Source organism: Roseateles cavernae (genome assembly GCF_040187885.1).
GTDB lineage: Bacteria > Pseudomonadota > Gammaproteobacteria > Burkholderiales > Burkholderiaceae_C > Roseateles_E > Roseateles_E cavernae.
The window spans coordinates 422444-439994 of record NZ_JBDPLH010000003.1; the positions used below are offsets into that span (position 1 = coordinate 422444).

22 protein-coding genes are annotated in these 17551 nt (G+C 67.0%); 18 read left to right on the plus strand and 4 right to left on the minus strand.

The features are described 5' to 3' along the window. Window positions 1-21 precede the first annotated feature (21 nt). From ABGI63_RS12560 to ABGI63_RS12585, 6 genes are all read left to right on the plus strand, one after another. Window positions 22-1536, plus strand: a complete 1515-nt coding sequence (locus tag ABGI63_RS12560; RefSeq protein WP_349742726.1) for a methyl-accepting chemotaxis protein — start codon at window positions 22-24, stop codon at window positions 1534-1536. Between the two features lie 57 nt (window positions 1537-1593). Continuing rightward, window positions 1594-2001, plus strand: a complete 408-nt coding sequence (locus ABGI63_RS12565; RefSeq protein WP_349742727.1) for a rhodanese-like domain-containing protein — start codon at window positions 1594-1596, stop codon at window positions 1999-2001. Between the two features lie 9 nt (window positions 2002-2010). Beyond that, complete coding sequence (gene grxC / locus ABGI63_RS12570; protein ID WP_266004339.1) at window positions 2011-2271, plus strand: glutaredoxin 3; 261 nt, start codon at window positions 2011-2013, stop codon at window positions 2269-2271. A 91-nt stretch (window positions 2272-2362) separates the two neighbouring features. Further along, the gene (gene secB, locus ABGI63_RS12575) at window positions 2363-2830 is read left to right on the plus strand and encodes a protein-export chaperone SecB (protein ID WP_137943127.1); all 468 of its coding nucleotides are present in this window, start codon (window positions 2363-2365) and stop codon (window positions 2828-2830) included. A 73-nt stretch (window positions 2831-2903) separates the two neighbouring features. Next, window positions 2904-3911 carry an NAD(P)H-dependent glycerol-3-phosphate dehydrogenase gene (locus ABGI63_RS12580; RefSeq protein ID WP_349742728.1) on the plus strand — a complete coding sequence of 336 codons (1008 nt, stop codon included), beginning with the start codon at window positions 2904-2906 and terminating at the stop codon, window positions 3909-3911. Between the two features lie 17 nt (window positions 3912-3928). After that, on the plus strand, window positions 3929-4891 hold the full coding sequence (locus ABGI63_RS12585) for a Bug family tripartite tricarboxylate transporter substrate binding protein (protein ID WP_349742729.1): 963 nt from the start codon (window positions 3929-3931) through the stop codon (window positions 4889-4891). On the opposite strand, the gene trmL is transcribed toward ABGI63_RS12585, so the two are convergent. Together trmL and ABGI63_RS12595 are read right to left on the minus strand one after the other, a co-directional pair. Beyond that, window positions 4892-5362, minus strand: coding sequence for a tRNA (uridine(34)/cytosine(34)/5-carboxymethylaminomethyluridine(34)-2'-O)-methyltransferase TrmL (gene trmL / locus ABGI63_RS12590; protein ID WP_349742730.1), 471 nt, complete (start codon window positions 5360-5362; stop codon window positions 4892-4894). 10 nt (window positions 5363-5372) lie between these two features. Beyond that, window positions 5373-6119: a ComF family protein gene (locus tag ABGI63_RS12595; RefSeq protein WP_137943123.1), complete on the minus strand. Its 747-nt coding sequence runs from the start codon at window positions 6117-6119 to the stop codon at window positions 5373-5375. Between the two features lie 21 nt (window positions 6120-6140). Here ABGI63_RS12595 and ABGI63_RS12600 point away from each other — a divergent pair, with 21 nt between their 5' ends. The 7 genes from ABGI63_RS12600 to ABGI63_RS12630 all read left to right on the plus strand — a co-directional run bounded on the left by ABGI63_RS12600 (window position 6141) and on the right by ABGI63_RS12630 (window position 12099). Then, window positions 6141-7064, plus strand: coding sequence for a class I SAM-dependent methyltransferase (locus tag ABGI63_RS12600; RefSeq protein WP_349742731.1), 924 nt, complete (start codon window positions 6141-6143; stop codon window positions 7062-7064). Window positions 7065-7365: 301 nt separating this feature from the next. Continuing rightward, window positions 7366-8544: a cytochrome c oxidase subunit II gene (gene coxB / locus ABGI63_RS12605; protein WP_349742900.1), complete on the plus strand. Its 1179-nt coding sequence runs from the start codon at window positions 7366-7368 to the stop codon at window positions 8542-8544. 28 nt (window positions 8545-8572) lie between these two features. Continuing rightward, window positions 8573-10198 (plus strand): cytochrome c oxidase subunit I, encoded by a 1626-nt coding sequence (gene ctaD, locus ABGI63_RS12610; protein WP_349742732.1) that lies wholly within the window; start codon window positions 8573-8575, stop codon window positions 10196-10198. A gap of 10 nt (window positions 10199-10208) precedes the next feature. Then, the gene (locus ABGI63_RS12615; RefSeq protein WP_262971178.1) at window positions 10209-10322 is read left to right on the plus strand and encodes a cytochrome oxidase small assembly protein; all 114 of its coding nucleotides are present in this window, start codon (window positions 10209-10211) and stop codon (window positions 10320-10322) included. 7 nt (window positions 10323-10329) lie between these two features. Next, entirely contained in the window at window positions 10330-10935 is a 606-nt protein-coding gene (locus ABGI63_RS12620; RefSeq protein WP_349742733.1) for a cytochrome c oxidase assembly protein, read from the plus strand. Continuing rightward, the gene (locus ABGI63_RS12625; protein ID WP_171018254.1) at window positions 10932-11171 is read left to right on the plus strand and encodes a DUF2970 domain-containing protein; all 240 of its coding nucleotides are present in this window, start codon (window positions 10932-10934) and stop codon (window positions 11169-11171) included. The genes ABGI63_RS12620 and ABGI63_RS12625 overlap by 4 nt, the downstream gene beginning before the upstream one ends. Window positions 11172-11214: 43 nt before the next feature. Beyond that, a complete protein-coding gene (locus ABGI63_RS12630) occupies window positions 11215-12099 on the plus strand; it encodes a cytochrome c oxidase subunit 3 (protein WP_137943120.1) in 885 nt (294 codons plus the stop codon). Window positions 12100-12174: 75 nt separating this feature from the next. On the opposite strand, the gene ABGI63_RS12635 is transcribed toward ABGI63_RS12630, so the two are convergent. Continuing rightward, entirely contained in the window at window positions 12175-12387 is a 213-nt protein-coding gene (locus ABGI63_RS12635; protein ID WP_272645476.1) for a DUF2909 domain-containing protein, read from the minus strand. A gap of 42 nt (window positions 12388-12429) precedes the next feature. On the opposite strand from ABGI63_RS12635, the gene ABGI63_RS12640 reads away from it, so the two are divergent. The 5 genes from ABGI63_RS12640 to ABGI63_RS12660 are packed head-to-tail and all read left to right on the plus strand — an operon-like array spanning window position 12430 to window position 16441. Next, window positions 12430-13152 (plus strand): SURF1 family protein, encoded by a 723-nt coding sequence (locus ABGI63_RS12640; RefSeq protein WP_349742734.1) that lies wholly within the window; start codon window positions 12430-12432, stop codon window positions 13150-13152. Between the two features lie 16 nt (window positions 13153-13168). Beyond that, on the plus strand, window positions 13169-13813 hold the full coding sequence (locus ABGI63_RS12645) for an SCO family protein (RefSeq protein ID WP_349742735.1): 645 nt from the start codon (window positions 13169-13171) through the stop codon (window positions 13811-13813). After that, window positions 13813-14919, plus strand: coding sequence for a COX15/CtaA family protein (locus tag ABGI63_RS12650; protein ID WP_349742736.1), 1107 nt, complete (start codon window positions 13813-13815; stop codon window positions 14917-14919). Before ABGI63_RS12645 ends, ABGI63_RS12650 begins: the two co-directional genes overlap by 1 nt. After that, a complete protein-coding gene (cyoE, locus tag ABGI63_RS12655; RefSeq protein WP_269837892.1) occupies window positions 14916-15827 on the plus strand; it encodes a heme o synthase in 912 nt (303 codons plus the stop codon). The genes ABGI63_RS12650 and cyoE overlap by 4 nt, the downstream gene beginning before the upstream one ends. Then, on the plus strand, window positions 15824-16441 hold the full coding sequence (locus ABGI63_RS12660) for an SCO family protein (RefSeq protein ID WP_349742737.1): 618 nt from the start codon (window positions 15824-15826) through the stop codon (window positions 16439-16441). The genes cyoE and ABGI63_RS12660 overlap by 4 nt, the downstream gene beginning before the upstream one ends. 52 nt (window positions 16442-16493) lie before the next feature. Here the strand turns inward: ABGI63_RS12660 and rpoH are convergent, their stop codons facing one another. After that, window positions 16494-17411 (minus strand): RNA polymerase sigma factor RpoH, encoded by a 918-nt coding sequence (gene rpoH / locus ABGI63_RS12665; protein WP_349742738.1) that lies wholly within the window; start codon window positions 17409-17411, stop codon window positions 16494-16496. Window positions 17412-17551 lie beyond the last annotated feature (140 nt).

A 17551-nucleotide genomic window follows, 5' to 3' on the forward strand; every position in this document is an offset into this window, starting at 1 on the left:
CCACGCCGCTGGAGACTCTCAATGAATGTCCGAACCCGGATCTGGCTGCTGCCAGCGTTTGCCGCCCTGATCTTTGCCGTGGGCATTGCCGTGGTGTGGGCGTTCTCGGCCCGCACCTCGGCGGCCATCGCTGCAGTAGGGCAGACCGACTACCCCTATCTGGACGCCACCACCCAGTTCGCCTCCAATCTGGAGGCGCTGGGCGTGACGATACAGAGCGCGGTGGCCGAGGGCGAGAAAAAGCGCTTGGACGAGGCCAACGAACGCGCCGCGACGATGCGCAAGCTGCTCGACGCGATCGCCCGCATCGACGGCAAGGCCGAGATGGGCGCCAAGCTGAAGGCCAGCTTCGAGGCCTATTTCGCGGCCTCGGTCGAGACAGCCGAGCTCTTCATGGGCCTCAAGCAGGGTGATCAGGCCGGCGCCGTGCCCAGGATGCAGGCGGCGCTGAAGGCCGTCGAGACGGTCGTCGCGCAGGCGCGGGTGGAGGCCAACGAGGGCTTCGAGTCCGGCCTGGCGCGCGCCAATGACGGTGTGTCGGCCAGCCTGATGGCCATCCTGATCAGCGGCCTGGTGGTGGTGCTGGCGCTGGGGGTCGGCTCCTGGCTGGTGATAGGCAGTGTCTGGCGCCAACTCGGCGGCGAGCCCGAGTACGCTCGCGATGTGATGCGCATGATGGCCGACGGCGATCTGTCGCAGACCATCGCGGTGGCACCCGGCGCCGAGGCCAGCCTGCTGGCGGCGGTGCGGGCGATGTCGCAGGGCCTCTCGGCCATCGTCGCCAATGTGCGCAGCGGCACCGATTCGATGACGGTGGCCTCGCGCGAGATCGCAGTCGGCAACCATGATCTGTCGCTGCGCACCGAGAAGCAGGCCAGCTCGCTGGAGCAGACCTCCAGCAATATGCAGGACCTGACCGGCACGGTGCGCCAGAGCGCCGAAGCCGCCGCCCAGGCCAATCAGCTGGCCGGCTCGGCCGCGGCGGTGGCGCAAAAGGGCGGCGCGGTGGTGGGCCAGGTGGTCGCGACCATGGACGAGATCAATGCCAGCTCGAAGAAGATCGCCGACATCATCGGCGTGATCGACGGCATTGCCTTCCAGACCAATATCCTGGCGCTGAACGCGGCGGTCGAGGCGGCCCGGGCCGGCGAGCAGGGCCGCGGCTTCGCGGTCGTGGCCGGCGAGGTGCGTTCGCTGGCGCAGCGCAGCGCCGAGGCGGCGCGCGAGATCAAGGGCCTGATCGGCACCTCGGTCGACAAGGTCGAGACCGGGGCCCGCCTGGTGCAGGACGCCGGCAGCACGATGAGCGAGATCGTCGCCAGCGTGCAGCGGGTCTCCGACATCATCGGCGAGATCACCGCCGCCTCCAGCGAGCAGAGCGCCGGCATCGGCCAGGTCAACCAGTCGATCGCCCAGCTCGACCAGATGACCCAGCAGAACGCGGCCCTGGTCGAACAGGCCGCCGCGGCGGCCAGCAGCCTGGAGCAGCAGGCCCAGGCGCTGCAGACGGCGGTATCGACCTTCAAGCTCGGCTGAGGCCTGTGGGGTGGCCGGGTTTTATAATCCGGCCCTTTTCTCCAATCGGACCTGCCCTTGAACTTCCTGCTCGACAACTGGTATTTGGTGCTGGCGGCGCTTGCGTCCGGCGGTTTGCTGCTGTGGCCGAGCCTGGCGCGCAGCGGCGCGGCCATCTCGACGGCCGAGGCCGTGCGCCTGATCAACCGTGAGAAAGCGGTGCTGATCGATGTCAGCGAGCCGGCCGAGTTCGCCGCATCGCATGTCAGCGGTGCCCGCAACATCCCGCTGTCTGCCCTGCAAGAAGGCCACAAGCAACTGCCCAGCAACAAGGCCCTGCCTGTGGTGGTGGTGTGCCAGACCGGCGCACGCGCCGCGCGCGCCGCTGGCATGCTGCGCAAGCTGGGTTACGAAAAGGCCCAGCCGCTGGCCGGCGGCGTCACTGCCTGGCGCGAGGCGAATTTGCCTGTCGAGAAGAACGCCTGAGTCATTCCTATGCAAGCCGTGAAGATGTACACCACCCAGGTCTGCCCCTACTGCGTGCGGGCCAAGAGCCTGCTGAAGCAGCGCGGCGTCGAGCAGATCGAGGAGGTCCGCATCGATATGGACCCGGCGGCGCGCGACGCGATGATGGCGCTGACCGGCCGGCGCACCGTGCCGCAGATCTTCATCGGCGACACCCATGTCGGCGGATGTGACGATTTGATGGCCCTGGACCAGCGTGGGGGCTTGCAGACGCTCTTGCAAGGCGCCTGAGCGCGGGGGATGGCGTCGGGGTGGCCTGGGCCATAATCCCGCCCTGCTGCCCGTGGCGCTTGGCCGACGGGCTTTTATTTGGAAAGACATCATGGCCGACGAGAGCAACAACACCCCCGTGTTCCAGATCCAGCGCATGTACCTGAAGGACTTGTCGCTGGAGCAGCCGAATTCGCCCCAGATCCTGCTGGACCAGGCCCAGCCCCAGGTCGACATCAACCTCGCGCTGTCCGCCGAGCCGGTGGCCGACGGCATCTACGAGGTCTGCGTGACCGCCACCGTGACGACCAAGGTCAATGGCGACAAGACCCTGTTCCTGATCGAGGCCAAGCAGGCCGGCATCTTCGAGATCCGCAATCTGCCGCAAGACCAGGTCGAAGGCATTGTCGGCATCGTCTGCCCGCAGATGATCTATCCCTATCTGCGCGCCGTGGTCTCGGACGTCTGCACCCGCGCCGGCTTCCCGCCGGTGCTGCTGACCGAAGTGAACTTCCAGGCCATGTTCGAAGCCCAGCAGGCCCAGCGCGCCGAGCAGGCCGCCACCCCGACGATCAACTGAGACCGGTCTCGGTGATGATGCGCCCCGAGCAGCAGCAGCGGCCGGGGCGTTTTTGCATTTCAGATCCACTGTCATGAAGATCACGATATTGGGCGCCGGGGCCTGGGGCACGGCGCTGGCCATCCAGGCTGCGGCGCGCCATCAGGTGCTGCTGTGGGCGCGCAACAGCGCCGCCGTGGCCGAGATGGCCGCGACCCGCCTCAACCACCGCTATCTGCCCGACACCGCCTTGCCCGACGGCCTGGCGCTGAGCGCCGATCTGGCGGCGGCCATCGCCCATGGCCGCGAGGGCCTGCTGATCGTCGCGACGCCGATGGCCGGCCTGCGCGAGATGCTGGCCGCGCTGCCCGATGGCGCGGGCGTGCTGTGGCTGTGCAAGGGCTTCGAGGCCGGCACCGGTCTGCTGGGGCACCAGATCGCGGCCGCCGTGCAGCCGCGCCTGCGCGCCGGCATCTTGTCGGGTCCCAGCTTTGCGCAGGAGGTCGCGGCCGGCCAGCCCACCGCCCTGGTCGCGGCCAGCGGCGATGCGGCGCTGGTGCAGCTGGCGGTGGATGCCTTTCACAGCGAGCGGCTGCGCGTCTACACCTCGGCCGATCCGGTCGGCGTCGAGGTCGGCGGCGCGGTCAAGAACGTGATGGCCATTGCGGTGGGCATTGCCGATGGCCTGGGCCAGCGTGCCGGGGCCGGCAGTTTGCTGCCGGGTCTGAACGCCCGTGCCGCGCTGATCACCCGCGGCCTGGCCGAGATGCTGCGCCTGGGCCAGGCACTGGGCGCACGGACCGAGACCTTTATGGGGCTCTCGGGCATCGGCGACCTGGTGCTGACCGCCACCGGCGATCTGTCGCGCAACCGCCGCGTCGGCCTGCTGCTGGCCGAAGGCCTGGCGCTGCCGCAGATCCTGCAGCAGCTGGGCCATGTGGCCGAGGGCGTCTACAGCGCGCCGACCGTGCTGGCGCGCGCCGCCGCCGCCGGTGTCGACATGCCGATCACCGCTGCGGTCGTGGCCGTGCTGGAGGGGCGCTTGAGCCCGGTCGAGGCGGTCGAGTTGCTGATGGGCCGCGAGGCGCGGCCCGAACACTGAACAGGAACCCACTCATCATGCAACGCCGTCATCTTCTGCAGGCTGCGGCCGCTTCATGGGCCTTGCCGGCGCTGGCCCAGGCCTGGCCCAGCCGCCCGATCAAGCTGGTCGTGCCCTTCCCGGGCGGCAGCTCGCCCGACATCATCGCCCGCGCGATCGCCGAGCCGCTGGCCGCCAGCCTGGGCCAGCCGGTGGTCATCGACAACCGTCCCGGCGCCGGCGGCAATATCGGCACCGGAGCGGTGGCCAAGGCCGAGCCCGATGGCTACACGCTGCTGTTCACGATCCAGGGCCCGCTGGTGACGGCGCCGCTGCTGAGCGCCCGCCTGGCCTATGACCCGGTCAAGGAGCTGCAGCCGATCGGCCTGGTCGCGACCAGCCCGAATGTGCTGGTGGTCGACCCCAAGCTGGGCGCCCACACGCTGGCCGATTTCGTGCGCATCGCCAAGGAGCGCAAGGGCCAGCTGAACTACGGCAGCGTCGGCAATGGCAGCGCCGCCCATCTGGCGATGGAAAGCTTCAAGCAGCGCGCCGGCATCGATCTGGTCCATGTGCCGTACCAGGGCTTTCCGCAGGTGGTCAACGCGATCCTGGCCGGCCAGGTGCAGGCCGGCTTCATGGTGCCCGGCATCGCGATGGGCCAGGTGCGGGCCGGCAAGCTGAAGGCGCTGGGGGTCACCAGCCCGGGCCGGGTCGGCTCGCTGCCCGAGCTGCCGACCCTGGCGGAGTCGGGCTATGCCGGCTTCGAGGCGATCTCCTGGCAGGCCATGCTGGCACCCGCCAAGACGCCTGCGGCCATTGTTCAGCGGCTGTCGACCGAGCTGGTGCGCATCATCAAGAGCGACGAGGTGCGCGGCAAGATGTTGAGCCAGTACTTCAGCGCGGCGGCCTCGACGCCGGATGCGCTGGCGGCGCTGATGAAGAGCGAGCGCGGGCGCTGGGGCCAGATGATCAAGGCGGCCGGGGTGGTCGCCGAGTAGTCAGGCGGCGCCCGCGTAGCCGTTCTGCCGCCAGGCCTCGAACACCGCGACCGCGACGCTGTTGCTGAGGTTGAGGCTGCGCTGCTCGGGCCGCATGGGCAGACGCAGGCGCTGCTCGGGCGCAAAGCTCTCGCGCAGCGCCGGCGCCAGCCCGGCGGTCTCGGAGCCGAACACCAGCCAGTCGCCGGGCTGCCACCGCGCGTCGCCGAAATGGCGGCTGCCGCGCGTCGTGAACGCGAACATCCGGGCGAGGTCGGGTCTTGCCTGGTCGAGAAAGGCCTGCCAGTCGGCATGGCGGGTCAGCTGTGCGTACTCGTGATAGTCGAGCCCGGCGCGCTGCAGCAGCTTGTCCTCCATCGAGAAGCCCAGCGGCTCGATCAGATGCAGGCGGCAGCCGGTGTTGGCGGCCAGGCGGATGATGTTGCCGGTGTTGGGCGGGATTTCCGGCTGGACCAGGACGATATTGAACATGGTGTGGTGATCAGTTGTCTGCGGTGCGCGCCACCACCCAGGCCTGCACGCGGCTGACCCCGGCCTTGCGCAGCAGCCTGGCCAGCTCGAACAGGGTGGCGCCGGTGGTCATCACATCGTCGACCAGGGCCACATGGCAGCCGCGCAGCTCGCGCAGTCGCTTGGGTTCGATCGCGAAGGCGTGCTTCACGTTCGCGGCGCGCTGCTCGGGGGGGAGATTGAGCTGGTGTGCAGTATCCCTCACGCGCAAGAGCAGATGGGCGTGGCAGACCAATTTGCGGCGCTTGGCCAGCGCGCGGGCCAGCTCGTGGCTCTGGTTGTAGCCGCGTTCGCGCAGCCTCTCGCGCGACAAGGGCACCGGCAGCACACAGTCGGGCTCCTCGGCCTGCGCGCTGGCCAGGGCCTGGTCGAGCCGGTCCAGCAAGGTCTCGCGCAGGTCCAGGGCCTGGTGGAATTTGTAGCGCTGCAGCAGCGCGTCCCAGGGGAAGGCATAGTCCAGCGCCGCGATGCAGCGCGTCAGCGGCGGGGGGTGGCGCAGGCAGGCGCCACATTTGGGTTCGGGGTGGCCGGTCAGCTCGGCCGGCAGCCGCGCCGCGCAGGTCCAGCAGCGCGGCACCGGGCGCGCGTAGCGCATCAGGCAGTCGACGCAGACGCGCTGTGCCGACCAGGCGCGGCATACCGCGCATTGGCCGGGGCAGCGCATCAGCACCCGCTCGACCAGCGAGGGTTTGGAAGAGGCCAGGGCGCGGCGGTCCATGGCTCAATATACTGCCGCCCCATGTTGCCGCCCGATGAATCCACCGACGCCCGGCGTCCCGAACGCCAGCAGATCGATGCGCGGGCCCTGGTCCACCACCTGCGCCGCCTGGCGCGTGCCGATGATCCGCCCTGGCTGCACGCGGAGATTTCGCGCCGCATGGCCGAGCGGCTGCCGGTGATCAAGCTGCAGCCCGAGCGCGTCCTGCAGTGGTCGGCGTTCCTGGGGGGCAGCGGCGAGGACCTGCGCCAGGCCTATCCGCAGGCCGCCCAGCTGCTGGTGGAGCCGGTGCCTGCGCTGCGTGAGCGCAGCCTGGCGCAGCACAAGGGCTGGTGGCAGGTCTTGCGCGGCACTGCCAAACCCTCGGTCAGTCTGCCCCAGCAGGCGGGCGAGGGTGTGGCCCAGCTGCTGTGGGCCAATATGTATCTGCATCTGAGCCCGGATCCCGAGGCGTTGCTGAAGCTGTGGCACCGGGCCTTGGCGGTGGACGGCTTTGTGATGTTCTCCTGCCTGGGGCCGGACAGCCTGCGCGAGCTGCGGCCGCTGTACGAGGCCCTGGGCTGGGGTTTGCCGGGGCCGGAATGGATCGATATGCATGATGTCGGCGACATGCTGGTGGGGGCAGGTTTTGCCGATCCGGTGATGGACCAGGAGCGCATCACGCTGACCTGGGGCCAGCCTGAGCGGCTGTTGGCCGATCTGCGCGCGATGGGGGGCAATCTGTCGCCGGCGCGCTTTGCCGGCCTGCGCTCGCGGGCCTGGCGCGGCCGGCTGCTGCAGGCACTGGAGGCTCTGCGCGGGCCGGATGGGCGCCTGCAGCTGAGCCTGGAGCTGGTCTACGGCCATGCGTTCAAACCGGCCCCCAAGCTCAAGATGGCGGCCGAGACCCGGGTTTCCCTGGATCAAATGCGCACGATGGTGCGCGGGGCGGGCAAGGAATCATGAATGGGGCTGCGCAGCGACGCGCAAAGACCACAGGGCCGACAGAGGCGTAGGCTAAAATCCGCCGCCGATCAGGTTCCAGCCATATTGGCCCGAGTCCCTTGTTGATTCAGGTCAGTCGTCTTGTGCGACGGGGTGGCGGGCAAGAGGTGAATCACCGAAGTTTTGCGCCCGCTGTGTCCGATAGAGGCGAGGCCTGGTCCCGGGCGAAGATTGCGAAGGATGTAGCGGCAGCGAACGACACCGTTCTCTGCCGCTAAGTCCGTGGGTTGAATTTGAACTAGAAGCGACGACCATGACGATGATGAACGCACGAGTGCATCAGCTGAGGCGCCAGATCAGCCAGCTGGCGTTGGCCTTCGGTGCCACGCTGGCCAGCCAGGCGGCCTTGGCGGTGAATGACTTGCCAGGTGGCCCCAAGGTCAACCAGATCAATCTGCACGAGCCGGTCACCAAGATCGCTGCCGAACAGATGTGGTTGCACAACTTCATGCTGGTCATCTGCCTGGTCATCTTCTTCGCCGTGTTCGGCGTGATGTTCTATTCGATCTTCAAGCACCGCAAGTCCAAGGGTGCGGTGTCGGCCAACTTCCACGAGAGCGTCAAGGTCGAGATCGCCTGGACCGTCGTGCCCTTCGTGATCGTGATCCTGATGGCCCTGCCGGCCACCAAGGTGGTCGTTGCGATGAAGGACACCACCAATGCCGACCTGACCATCAAGGCCACCGGCTATCAGTGGAAATGGGGCTATGACTACCTGAAGGGCGAGGGCGAAGGCATCGGCTTCCTGGCCACGCTGGACGCGACGCAGCGCGAGATGTCCGACTCCGGCAAGCCCGAAGCCGTCGACAACTACCTGCTCAAGGTCGACAACCCGCTGGTCGTGCCGGTCAACAAGAAGGTGCGCATCATCACGACGGCCAACGACGTGATCCACGCCTGGATGGTGCCGGCTTTCGGCGTCAAGCAGGATGCGATCCCCGGCTTTGTGCGCGACACCTGGTTCCGCGCCGAGAAGATCGGCGACTACTACGGCCAGTGCGCCGAGCTGTGCGGCAAGGAACATGCCTACATGCCCATCCACGTCAAGGTGGTCTCGGCCGAGGACTACAGCAAGTGGGTGGACGGCGAGAAGAAGAAGCTGGCCGCCAAGGCCGACGATCCGAGCAAGGTCTGGGAGCTGGCGGCCCTGGTGGCGCGCGGCGAGAAGGTCTACAACGCCAACTGCGCCGCCTGCCACAAGGCCGACGGCACCGGCGCCGGCCCGATCAAGCGCCTGGACGCCTCGCCGCTGGTGCTGGATACCGATCATGGCAAGCAGATCGCGGTGCTGCTCAACGGCGCTGCCAACGGCGCGATGCCGGCCTGGAAGCAGCTCTCGGACACCGAGATCGCCGCCGTGATCACCTACACCAAGAACAGCTGGACCAACAAGACCGGTCAGATCGTTCAGCCCTCCGAAATCGTGGCGGCTCGCAAGTAAGCCCGGACGTCGAAAAAAGGAAAGCAAGATGAGTGCAGTGCTCGACCATCACGGTCACGACGTTCATGACCATCACGACGACCACCATGCCCCGACGGGCTGGCGGCGCTGGGTGTTTGCCACCAATCACAAGGACATCGGGACCCTGTACCTGCTGTTCTCGTTCACGATGCTGATGATCGGCGGCCTCTTGGCCCTGGCCATCCGTGCCGAGCTGTTCCAGCCCGGCCTGCAGTTCGTGAACCCCGAGCTGTTCAACCAGTTCACCACGATGCACGGCCTGATCATGGTGTTCGGCGCCATCATGCCGGCCTTCGTCGGCTTCGCGAACTGGATGATCCCGCTGCAGATCGGCGCGTCGGACATGGCCTTCGCGCGCATGAACAACTTCAGCTTCTGGCTGATGATCCCGGCCGCGCTGATGCTGGTCGCCAGCTTCTTCATGCCCGGCGGCGCCCCCGCCGCCGGCTGGACGCTGTATGCGCCGCTGACGCTGCAGATGGGTCCGTCGATGGATGCCGGCATCTTCGCGATGCACATCCTGGGCGCCTCGTCCATCATGGGTTCGATCAACATCATCGTCACCATCCTGAACATGCGCGCTCCGGGCATGACCTTGATGAAGATGCCGATGTTCGCCTGGACCTGGCTGATCACCGCCTACCTGCTGATCGCGGTGATGCCGGTGCTGGCCGGCGCGATCACGATGACGCTGACCGACCGCCACTTCGGCACCGCCTTCTTCAATCCGGCCGGCGGCGGCGACCCGATCATGTACCAGCACATCTTCTGGTTCTTCGGTCACCCCGAGGTCTACATCATGATCTTGCCGGCCTTCGGCATCGTCAGCCAGATCGTGCCGGCCTTCGCCCGCAAGCGCCTGTTCGGCTACGCCTCGATGGTCTACGCGACCGCCTCGATCGCGATCCTGTCCTTCATCGTCTGGGCCCACCATATGTTCGCCACCGGCATGCCGGTGACGGGCCAGCTCTTCTTCATGTACGCGACCATGCTGATCGCGGTGCCCACCGGCGTGAAGATCTTCAACTGGCTGGCCACGATGTGGCGCGGTTCGATGACCTTCGAGACCCCGATGCTGTGGGCCGTGGGCTTCATCTTCGTGTTCACGATGGGCGGCTTCACCGGCCTGATCCTGGCGATGGCGCCGATCGACATCCAGGTGCAGGACACCTACTACGTCGTCGCGCACTTCCACTACGTGCTGGTGGCCGGCTCGCTGTTCTCGATGTTCGCCGGCGTCTATTACTGGGGTCCGAAGTGGACCGGCGTGATGTATTCGGAGACCCGCGGCAAGATCCACTTCTGGGGCTCGCTGATCACCTTCAACATCACCTTCTTCCCGATGCACTTCCTGGGTCTGGCCGGCATGCCGCGTCGCTATGCCGACTACTCGATGCAGTACGCCGACTTCAACGCGATTGCCTCGGTCGGTGCCTTCGGTTTCGGCTTCATGCAGGTCTACTTCTTCCTGTTCGTGGTCCTGCCGATGATGCGCGGCAAGGGTGAGAAGGCGCCGCAAAAGCCCTGGGAAGCCGCCGAAGGCCTGGAGTGGGAAGTGCCGTCGCCGGCCCCGTTCCACACCTTCGAGGAGCCGCCCAAGCTCAATGCCAGCGCCACCAAGGTGATTGGCTGAGGACTGACCGATGAACTCGCCTGAGCAACGCAGGAAGAATCTGCGCCTGGCCCTGATCCTGGCCTCGGTGGCGGCGATGTTCGCCATCGGCTTCACAGCCAAGATCCTGATGCTGGGTGCCTGAGATCGCCATGAAAAGCCGCCTCGACATGCTCGCCGCCGCGCTGCGCAGAGACAATCTGCAGCTGGTGGGCAAGCTGAGCCTGGTGGTGGCGCTGATGTTCGGCTTCGGCTACGCGCTGGTGCCGGTCTACAACGCCATCTGCACCGCGCTGGGCATCAATGTGCTGTCGCTCTCGGAGCGTCAGCACGCGCTGCGTGCCGAGGATGTCAAGAACAGCCAGATCGACTACAGCCGCAAGATCACCATCGAGTTCGACGCCAATGCGCGCGGCCCCTGGGACTTCAAGCCGGCCGTCAGGCATCTGGAGGTGCATCCGGGCGAGCTGACCACGGTGATGTACGAGTTCCAGAACATCCAGTCGCGCGCGATGTCGGCGCAGGCGATTCCCAGCTATGCCCCGAAGCAGGCCACGGCCCACTTCAACAAGCTGGAGTGCTTCTGCTTCAACGAGTACACGCTGCAGCCGGGCGAGAAGAAGGAATGGCCGGTGGCCTTCGTGATCGATCCCAAGCTGCCCAAGGACGTCAAGACCATCACCCTGTCCTACACCTTCTTCGAGGTGGCGGGCAAGGGGCAGCAGCAGGCACTGGTGCAGCCGGAGGCCAAGCTGTGAAAGCCGGTCAGGATCTGAAAGAAGCGGCGGCGCGGCCGGCCTCGTTCCTGCAGACGGTCAAGGCGATCGCCTGGGCCTTCTTCGGTGTGCGGCGCGGCGCCGACTATGAGAAAGATGTGGCCAAGCTCAATCCGGTGCATGTGATCATCGCCGGGGTGATCGGGGCCCTGCTATTTGTGCTGGTGCTGGTGCTGCTGGTCAACTGGGTGATCGGCAGCGGTGTGGCCGGCGCCTGAGAGTCAGCGGAACTGAACAGAGATTAAGTTCGAGGAGAAAAATATGTCGGCAGCGACCACGGCGGGGAAGACCCCCTACTATTTTGTGCCCGGCCCCTCACGGCATCCGGTCATGGCAGCCATCGGCTTGTTCTTCGTGATCCTGGGCGCGGGCCAGTGGATCAACGGGCATGACTGGGGCGCCTACTCGCTGGGCTTCGGCCTGCTGTGGTGGGCCGTGGTGCTGACGCAGTGGTTCGGCGACGCGATCCGCGAGAGCGAGAGCGGCCTCTACAGCGACCGCATCGATGTCTCCTTCCGCTGGAGCATGGGCTGGTTCATCTTCTCCGAAGTGATGTTCTTCGCCGCCTTCTTCGGCGCGCTGTACTGGGCCCGCATCCAGTCGGTGCCGAGCCTGGGCAGCCTGGAGAACGCGCTGCTGTGGCCCGACTTCAAGGCCCTGTGGCCCAGCGTCGCGGCCGGCATGACGGCCTCGCCGGCCGGCATCGTCGAGCCCTTCCAGACCATGGGCCCCTGGCCGCTGCCGACCATCAACACCGCCTTGCTGCTGACCTCGGGCGTGACGCTGACGATCGCTCACCATGCGATGCTGGACGGCAAGCGCGGCAAGACCATTGCCTTCATGTGGGCCACCGTGCTGCTGGGCATCGTCTTCCTGTTCGTGCAGGGCTACGAGTACATGCATGCCTACCGCGACCTGAACCTCAAGCTCAGCTCCGGCGTGTTCGGCTCGACCTTCTTCATGCTGACCGGCTTCCACGGTTTCCATGTGTTCGTCGGCATGCTGATGCTGCTGTTCATCACGCTGCGCCTGCACAAGGGCCACTTCACCAAGGATCGCCACTTCGGTTTCGAGGGCGCGGCCTGGTACTGGCACTTCGTCGACGTTGTGTGGCTGGGCCTGTACGTCGTCGTCTACTGGATGTGATGATGGGCGCGGCCTCGCGCTGAAATGAAAGCGCCGCTAGCAGCGGCGCTTTTTCATTGCTTGCTGGCGTGTTCGTCAGCGTGCCAGCGGCACCCCGGTCGGTTGAATCCAGCCCATGTAGTAGCTCAGCAGAATGAACAGGAACAGCGCCACCGACACGCCCACCCGCACGGCCAGCGCGCGTGCCATCCCGCGCGGCTTGCCGCCGCTGTTGCGCAGCATGAAGAGGCCGGCGGCTGCCAGCGCGCCGAGGATGCCGATGAAGGCGAGCAGAAAAACGGTTTTCATGGCTGCCGATTATTCCACCGGGCTGTCCAGCGGGGGGAGGCCATGACGGCGGCCGGCCGTCGCTGGGTCGTGCTGCTGGCCGCCGTGCTGGCGGTGGGCCTGGCCGCGCGCCTGGGTTTCTGGCAGCTGGACCGGGCGGCGCAGAAGCGCGCCTGGCAGGCCGCGCTCGATCAGCGTGGGGCGCTGCCGCCACTGGAGGCGGCCGAGCTGGCCGTCGCGCCGGCACAGGCCGAGGGCCTGCTGCATCGCCGGGTGTTGCTGCGCGGGCGCTGGCTGGCCGACCGGACGGTGTTCCTCGACAACCGGCCCATGAATGGCCGGGTCGGCTTTTATGTGCTGACGCCCTTGCAGCTGGAGAACCGGGCCGAGGCTGTGCTGGTGCAGCGCGGCTGGGTGGCGCGCGACGAGCGGCAGCTCGCGCAGGTGCCGGCGCTGCGCAGCAGCACCGATCCGGTCGAGGTGAGCGGGCGCCTGGCGGCATCGCCATCGAGGGCCTTTGAGCTGCCGGCGCCGGCCAGCGGCGCGATCCGGCAAAATCTGAGTTCCGCTGCCTATGCGCAGGAGATCGGCCGGCCACTGCTGCCGCTGACGGTCATCCAGCAGGCCGATGCGGCCGATGACGGCCTGCTGCGCGACTGGCCGGTGCCGCAGGCCGGCCTGCAAAAGCACTACGGTTACGCCTTTCAATGGTTTGCGCTCGCTGCGCTGTTCCTGGGTCTTTATGTCTGGTTCCAACTCGTCCGCCCCCGCCTCCGCTCGCTCTGACAGCGAGCCCCTGTCGATGAGCGTGCACAGCCTGCCCGACCCGGGCGCGATGGCCGCCCAGCAGCGCACCCGCGCCGGCCGGCTGAACATGCTGCTGGTGGTGCTGGCCTGCGCGGCGCCGGTGATCGCGTCCTACTTCAGCTTCTATGTGCTCAAGCTCAGCGGCAAGCCCTACGGCGATCTGATCGAGCCGACGGTGGAGCTGCCGGCCGCGCTGGCGCTGCGCGACCTGGCCGGGCGGCCGGTGCCCGTCGAGTCGCTGAAGGGGCAGTGGCTGCTGACCCTGGTGCAGGATTCGAACTGTGCCAAGGCCTGCGAGGACCGCCTCTATATGCAGCGCCAGCTGCGCGAGATGCTGGGCAAAGAGCGCGACAAGGTCGACAAGCTGCTGCTGATTCCCGATGACGCGCCGCTGCGCCCCGAGCTGCAGCAGGCCCTGGCGGCCGGCGTGCCGGTGACCGTGTTGCGCGCGCCGCGCGAGCAGCTGCAGGCCTGGCTCAAGCCGGCCCAGGGTCAGGTCTTGCAGGACCACTTCTATTTGATCGACCCGATGGGCCGCTGGATGCTGCGCTCGCCGGTCGATCCCGTGCCGGGCAAGCTCAAGAACGATCTGAATCGCGTGCTGAAGGCCAACGCGAGCTGGGACAAGCCGGGGCGCTGATGGGTACCGAGCTGATCGATCTGTCGCCGCTGTGGCAGCTGCTGCTGGCCGGTGCCCTGCTGGGCGCGGGCCCGCTGCTGTGGCTGGCGCTGCGTTCCAAGGGCGCGACGCCGCAGCAGCGGCTGCGCGCGCTGACCCTGCTGACCCTGTTCCTGACCTTCGATCTGGTCATCTTCGGCGCCTTCACGCGCCTGAGCGATTCGGGCCTGGGCTGCCCCGACTGGCCGGGCTGCTATGGCAGTGCCAGCCCCCTGGGCGCCAAGGACGAGATCCATGCGGCGCAGACCGCGATGCCGACCGGCCCGGTCACGCACGGCAAGGCCTGGGTCGAGATGATCCACCGCTATCTGGCCAGCGGCGTCGGCTTCCTGATCCTGGTGCTGTGTGCCCTCAGCTGGCGAAGCAAGAATCTGCAGGTCTCGCCCTGGTGGGCCACGCTGACCCTGGTCTGGGTCTGCATGCAGGGCGCGTTCGGTGCGCTGACCGTGACGATGAAGCTGTTCCCGGCCATCGTGACCCTGCATCTGCTGGGCGGCCTGGGCTTGCTGATGCTGCTGGCCTGGCAGGCCCAGGGCTATCAGCACAAGCCGCTGCTGCTGAGCACCGGCCTGCGGCGCGCGGTCTGGCTGCTGCTGGCACTGTCCATCGCCCAGGTGGCGCTGGGCGGCTGGGTCAGCACCAATTACGCGGTGCTGGCCTGCGACGCCTTCCCGCAATGCCATGCCGGCCAGTGGTGGCCGGCGATGGACTTCGGGCAGGGCTTCACGCTGTGGCGCAAGCTGGGTGTCGGGGCCGACGGCGCCTGGCTGCCCTTTGCCGCGCTGACCGCCATCCATATGGTGCATCGCATCGGCGCGCTGGTCGTCTTCGCGGTGCTGGGCCTGCTGGCCTGGCGCTTGTGGCACGGTGGTTCCGCCGATGCACGCCGCTGGTCGCGCCGCCTGCTCTTGGTCGCCGTCTGGCAGCTGATCAGCGGGCTGTCGAATGTGGTGCTGGACTGGCCCATCATCGCGGCCCTGGCCCATACCGGCGGCGCGGCCGCCTTGTTGACACTGCTGAGTTTTATGCTGGCACGCCTGTCTCAGGCGGCCCGACCCTCGCCATGACCCAAGCTTCCTCTTCCGCGCTGCCGGCCTCGCGCTTCCAGCAGTTCTACCAGCTGACCAAGCCCCGCGTCGTGCAGCTGATCGTGTTCTGCGCCGTCATCGGCATGGCGCTGGCCGTGCCCGGCATGCCCAGCAGTGCCCAATGGGGTGTGATGCTGGCGGCCACCGCCGGCATCTGGCTGGTGGCCGGCGCGGCCGCCGCCTTCAACTGCCTGATCGAGGAGCAGATCGACGCCAAGATGAAGCGCACCGCCTGGCGCGCCACCGCCAAGGGGCAGCTGAGCCGGGCGCAGACGCTGACGTTCTCGGCCGTGCTGTGTGCGCTGGGCTCGGCCATCCTGTGGTTCTGGGTCAACCCGCTGACGATGTGGCTGACCTTTGCGACCTTTGTCGGCTACGCGGTGATCTACACGGTGATACTGAAGCCGGCGACGCCGCAGAACATCGTGATCGGCGGCGCCTCGGGCGCGATGCCGCCGGTGCTGGGCTGGGCGGCGCTGCGGGGCGAGGTCGGCCCCGAGGCGCTGATGCTGTGCCTGATCATCTTTCTGTGGACCCCGCCGCATTTCTGGGCCCTGGCCCTGTACCGCGCCGAGGACTATGCGAAAGCCGGCCTGCCGATGCTGCCGGTCACCCATGGCGCCGACTACACCAAGCTGCAGGTGGTGCTCTACACCTGGATCCTGCTGGCCGCGACCCTGCTGCCCTTTCTGACCGGCATGAGCGGCTGGATCTATCTGGTGGCGGCCGTCGTGCTGGGCCTGGGCTTCTGTGGCTATGCTTGGAAACTCTGGCGCCATTACTCGGACGAGCTGGCGCGTGCCACCTTCCGCTTCTCGATCTGGCATTTGTCGCTGCTGTTCGCCGCACTGCTGCTGGACCATTACCTGATGCCCCTGCTGTCATGAACAAACGCCACCTTCTGCTCGGTCTCGCCGCCGTCTCCTCGTCCCTGCTGCTGGCCGGCTGCGACCAGCTCGGCTTCGGCAACACCGCCAAGCCGGCCTTCAAGGGCGTGGATCTGACCGGCGCCGAATATGCCCGTCAGCTCAATCTGAGCGATCAGGACGGCCAGCCCCGCACGCTGGGCGACTTCAAGGGCAAGGTGCTGGTGGTGTTCTTCGGCTTCACGCAGTGCCCCGATGTCTGCCCGACCACGATGGCCGAGCTGGCCCAGGTCAAGAAGGCGCTGGGCCCGGACGGCGAGCGGGTGCAGGGCATCTTTGTCACGGTAGATCCGGAGCGCGATACCGCGGCGTTGCTGAAGGCCTATCTGGCCAGCTTCGACCCGAGCTTTGTCGCGCTGCGCGGCAGCGAGGAGCAGACCAAGGCGGTGGCCAAGGAGTTCAAGGTCTATTACGCCAAGGTGGCTGGCAAGACCGAAGGCTCCTACACGATGGACCACACGGCCGCGAGCTTTCTGTTCGATGCACAAGGCCGGGTGCGGGTGTTCTCGCGCTATGGCTCGGGCGCCCAGGCGCTGACCGATGACCTGAAGCTGCTGCTGGCCGAGAAGGCCTGAATGAAAAAAAGCCCCTGCGAGCAGGGGCTTTTTGATGGGGCGGTGAAGGTGCTCAGGCCGGCTCTGCCAGCGCCTTGCGCATCTTCTTCATCGCCGCGACCTCGATCTGGCGGATGCGCTCGGCCGACACGCCGTACTCGGCCGCCAGCTCGTGCAGGGTCATGCCGCCCGAGCTGTCGTCGTTGACCTTGAGCCAGCGCTCCTCGACGATGCGGCGGCTGCGGTCATCAAGCACCGCCAGCGCGCGGCTGATGCCGTTGCCGGCCAGATCGTCGCGTGCCTGGGCTTCCAGCACCCGGGTCGGCTCCTGGCTGTCGTCGGCCAGATAGGCGATCGGGGCGAAGCTCTCGCCGTCGTCGTCGGTCTGCGGCTCCAGTGCCACATCGCCGCCCGACAGGCGCGTCTCCATCTCCAGCACTTCCTCGCGCTTGACGTTGAGCTCGCGCGCCACATGCTCCAACTCGGCCTCGGTCAGCGTGTTGCGGTGTGTCTGGCCCTCGGCCGCCTCTTCCTTCAGGCTGTGCTTCATCGAGCGCAGATTGAAGAACAGCTTGCGCTGGGCCTTGGTCGTCGCGACCTTGACCATGCGCCAGTTCTTCAGGATGTACTCGTGGATCTCGGCCTTGATCCAGTGCATCGCGTAGCTGACCAGGCGCACGCCCTGCTCGGGGTCGTAGCGCTTGACCGCCTTCATCAGGCCGACATTGCCTTCCTGGATCAGGTCGCCCTGCGGCAGACCATAGCCGACGTACTGGCGCGAGATCGACACGACCAGACGCAGATGCGACAGCACCAGGCGGCCGGCGGACTCCAGATCGCCGTGCTCGCGCAGGCGGCGCGAGAAGGACAGCTCCTCCTCCGGGGTCAGCATCGGCAGGCGGTTCACGGCCGTGATGTAGGCATCCAGATTGCCCAGCGAGGGCAGCAGAGCCCAGGGGTCACGAACAGCCAGTGCAGTAGGTGTGGTCATTGAATGTCCTCAGCCAAACGGAGCCCATGGCTCCAACGGGGCCAATATTAGCACTCCCCACAAAAGAGTGCTAAACCGCTGGGGTCAATGCTGCAGTTCATATTCATGAACAATCCCCGCGTAAGCGGGTACTAACATGG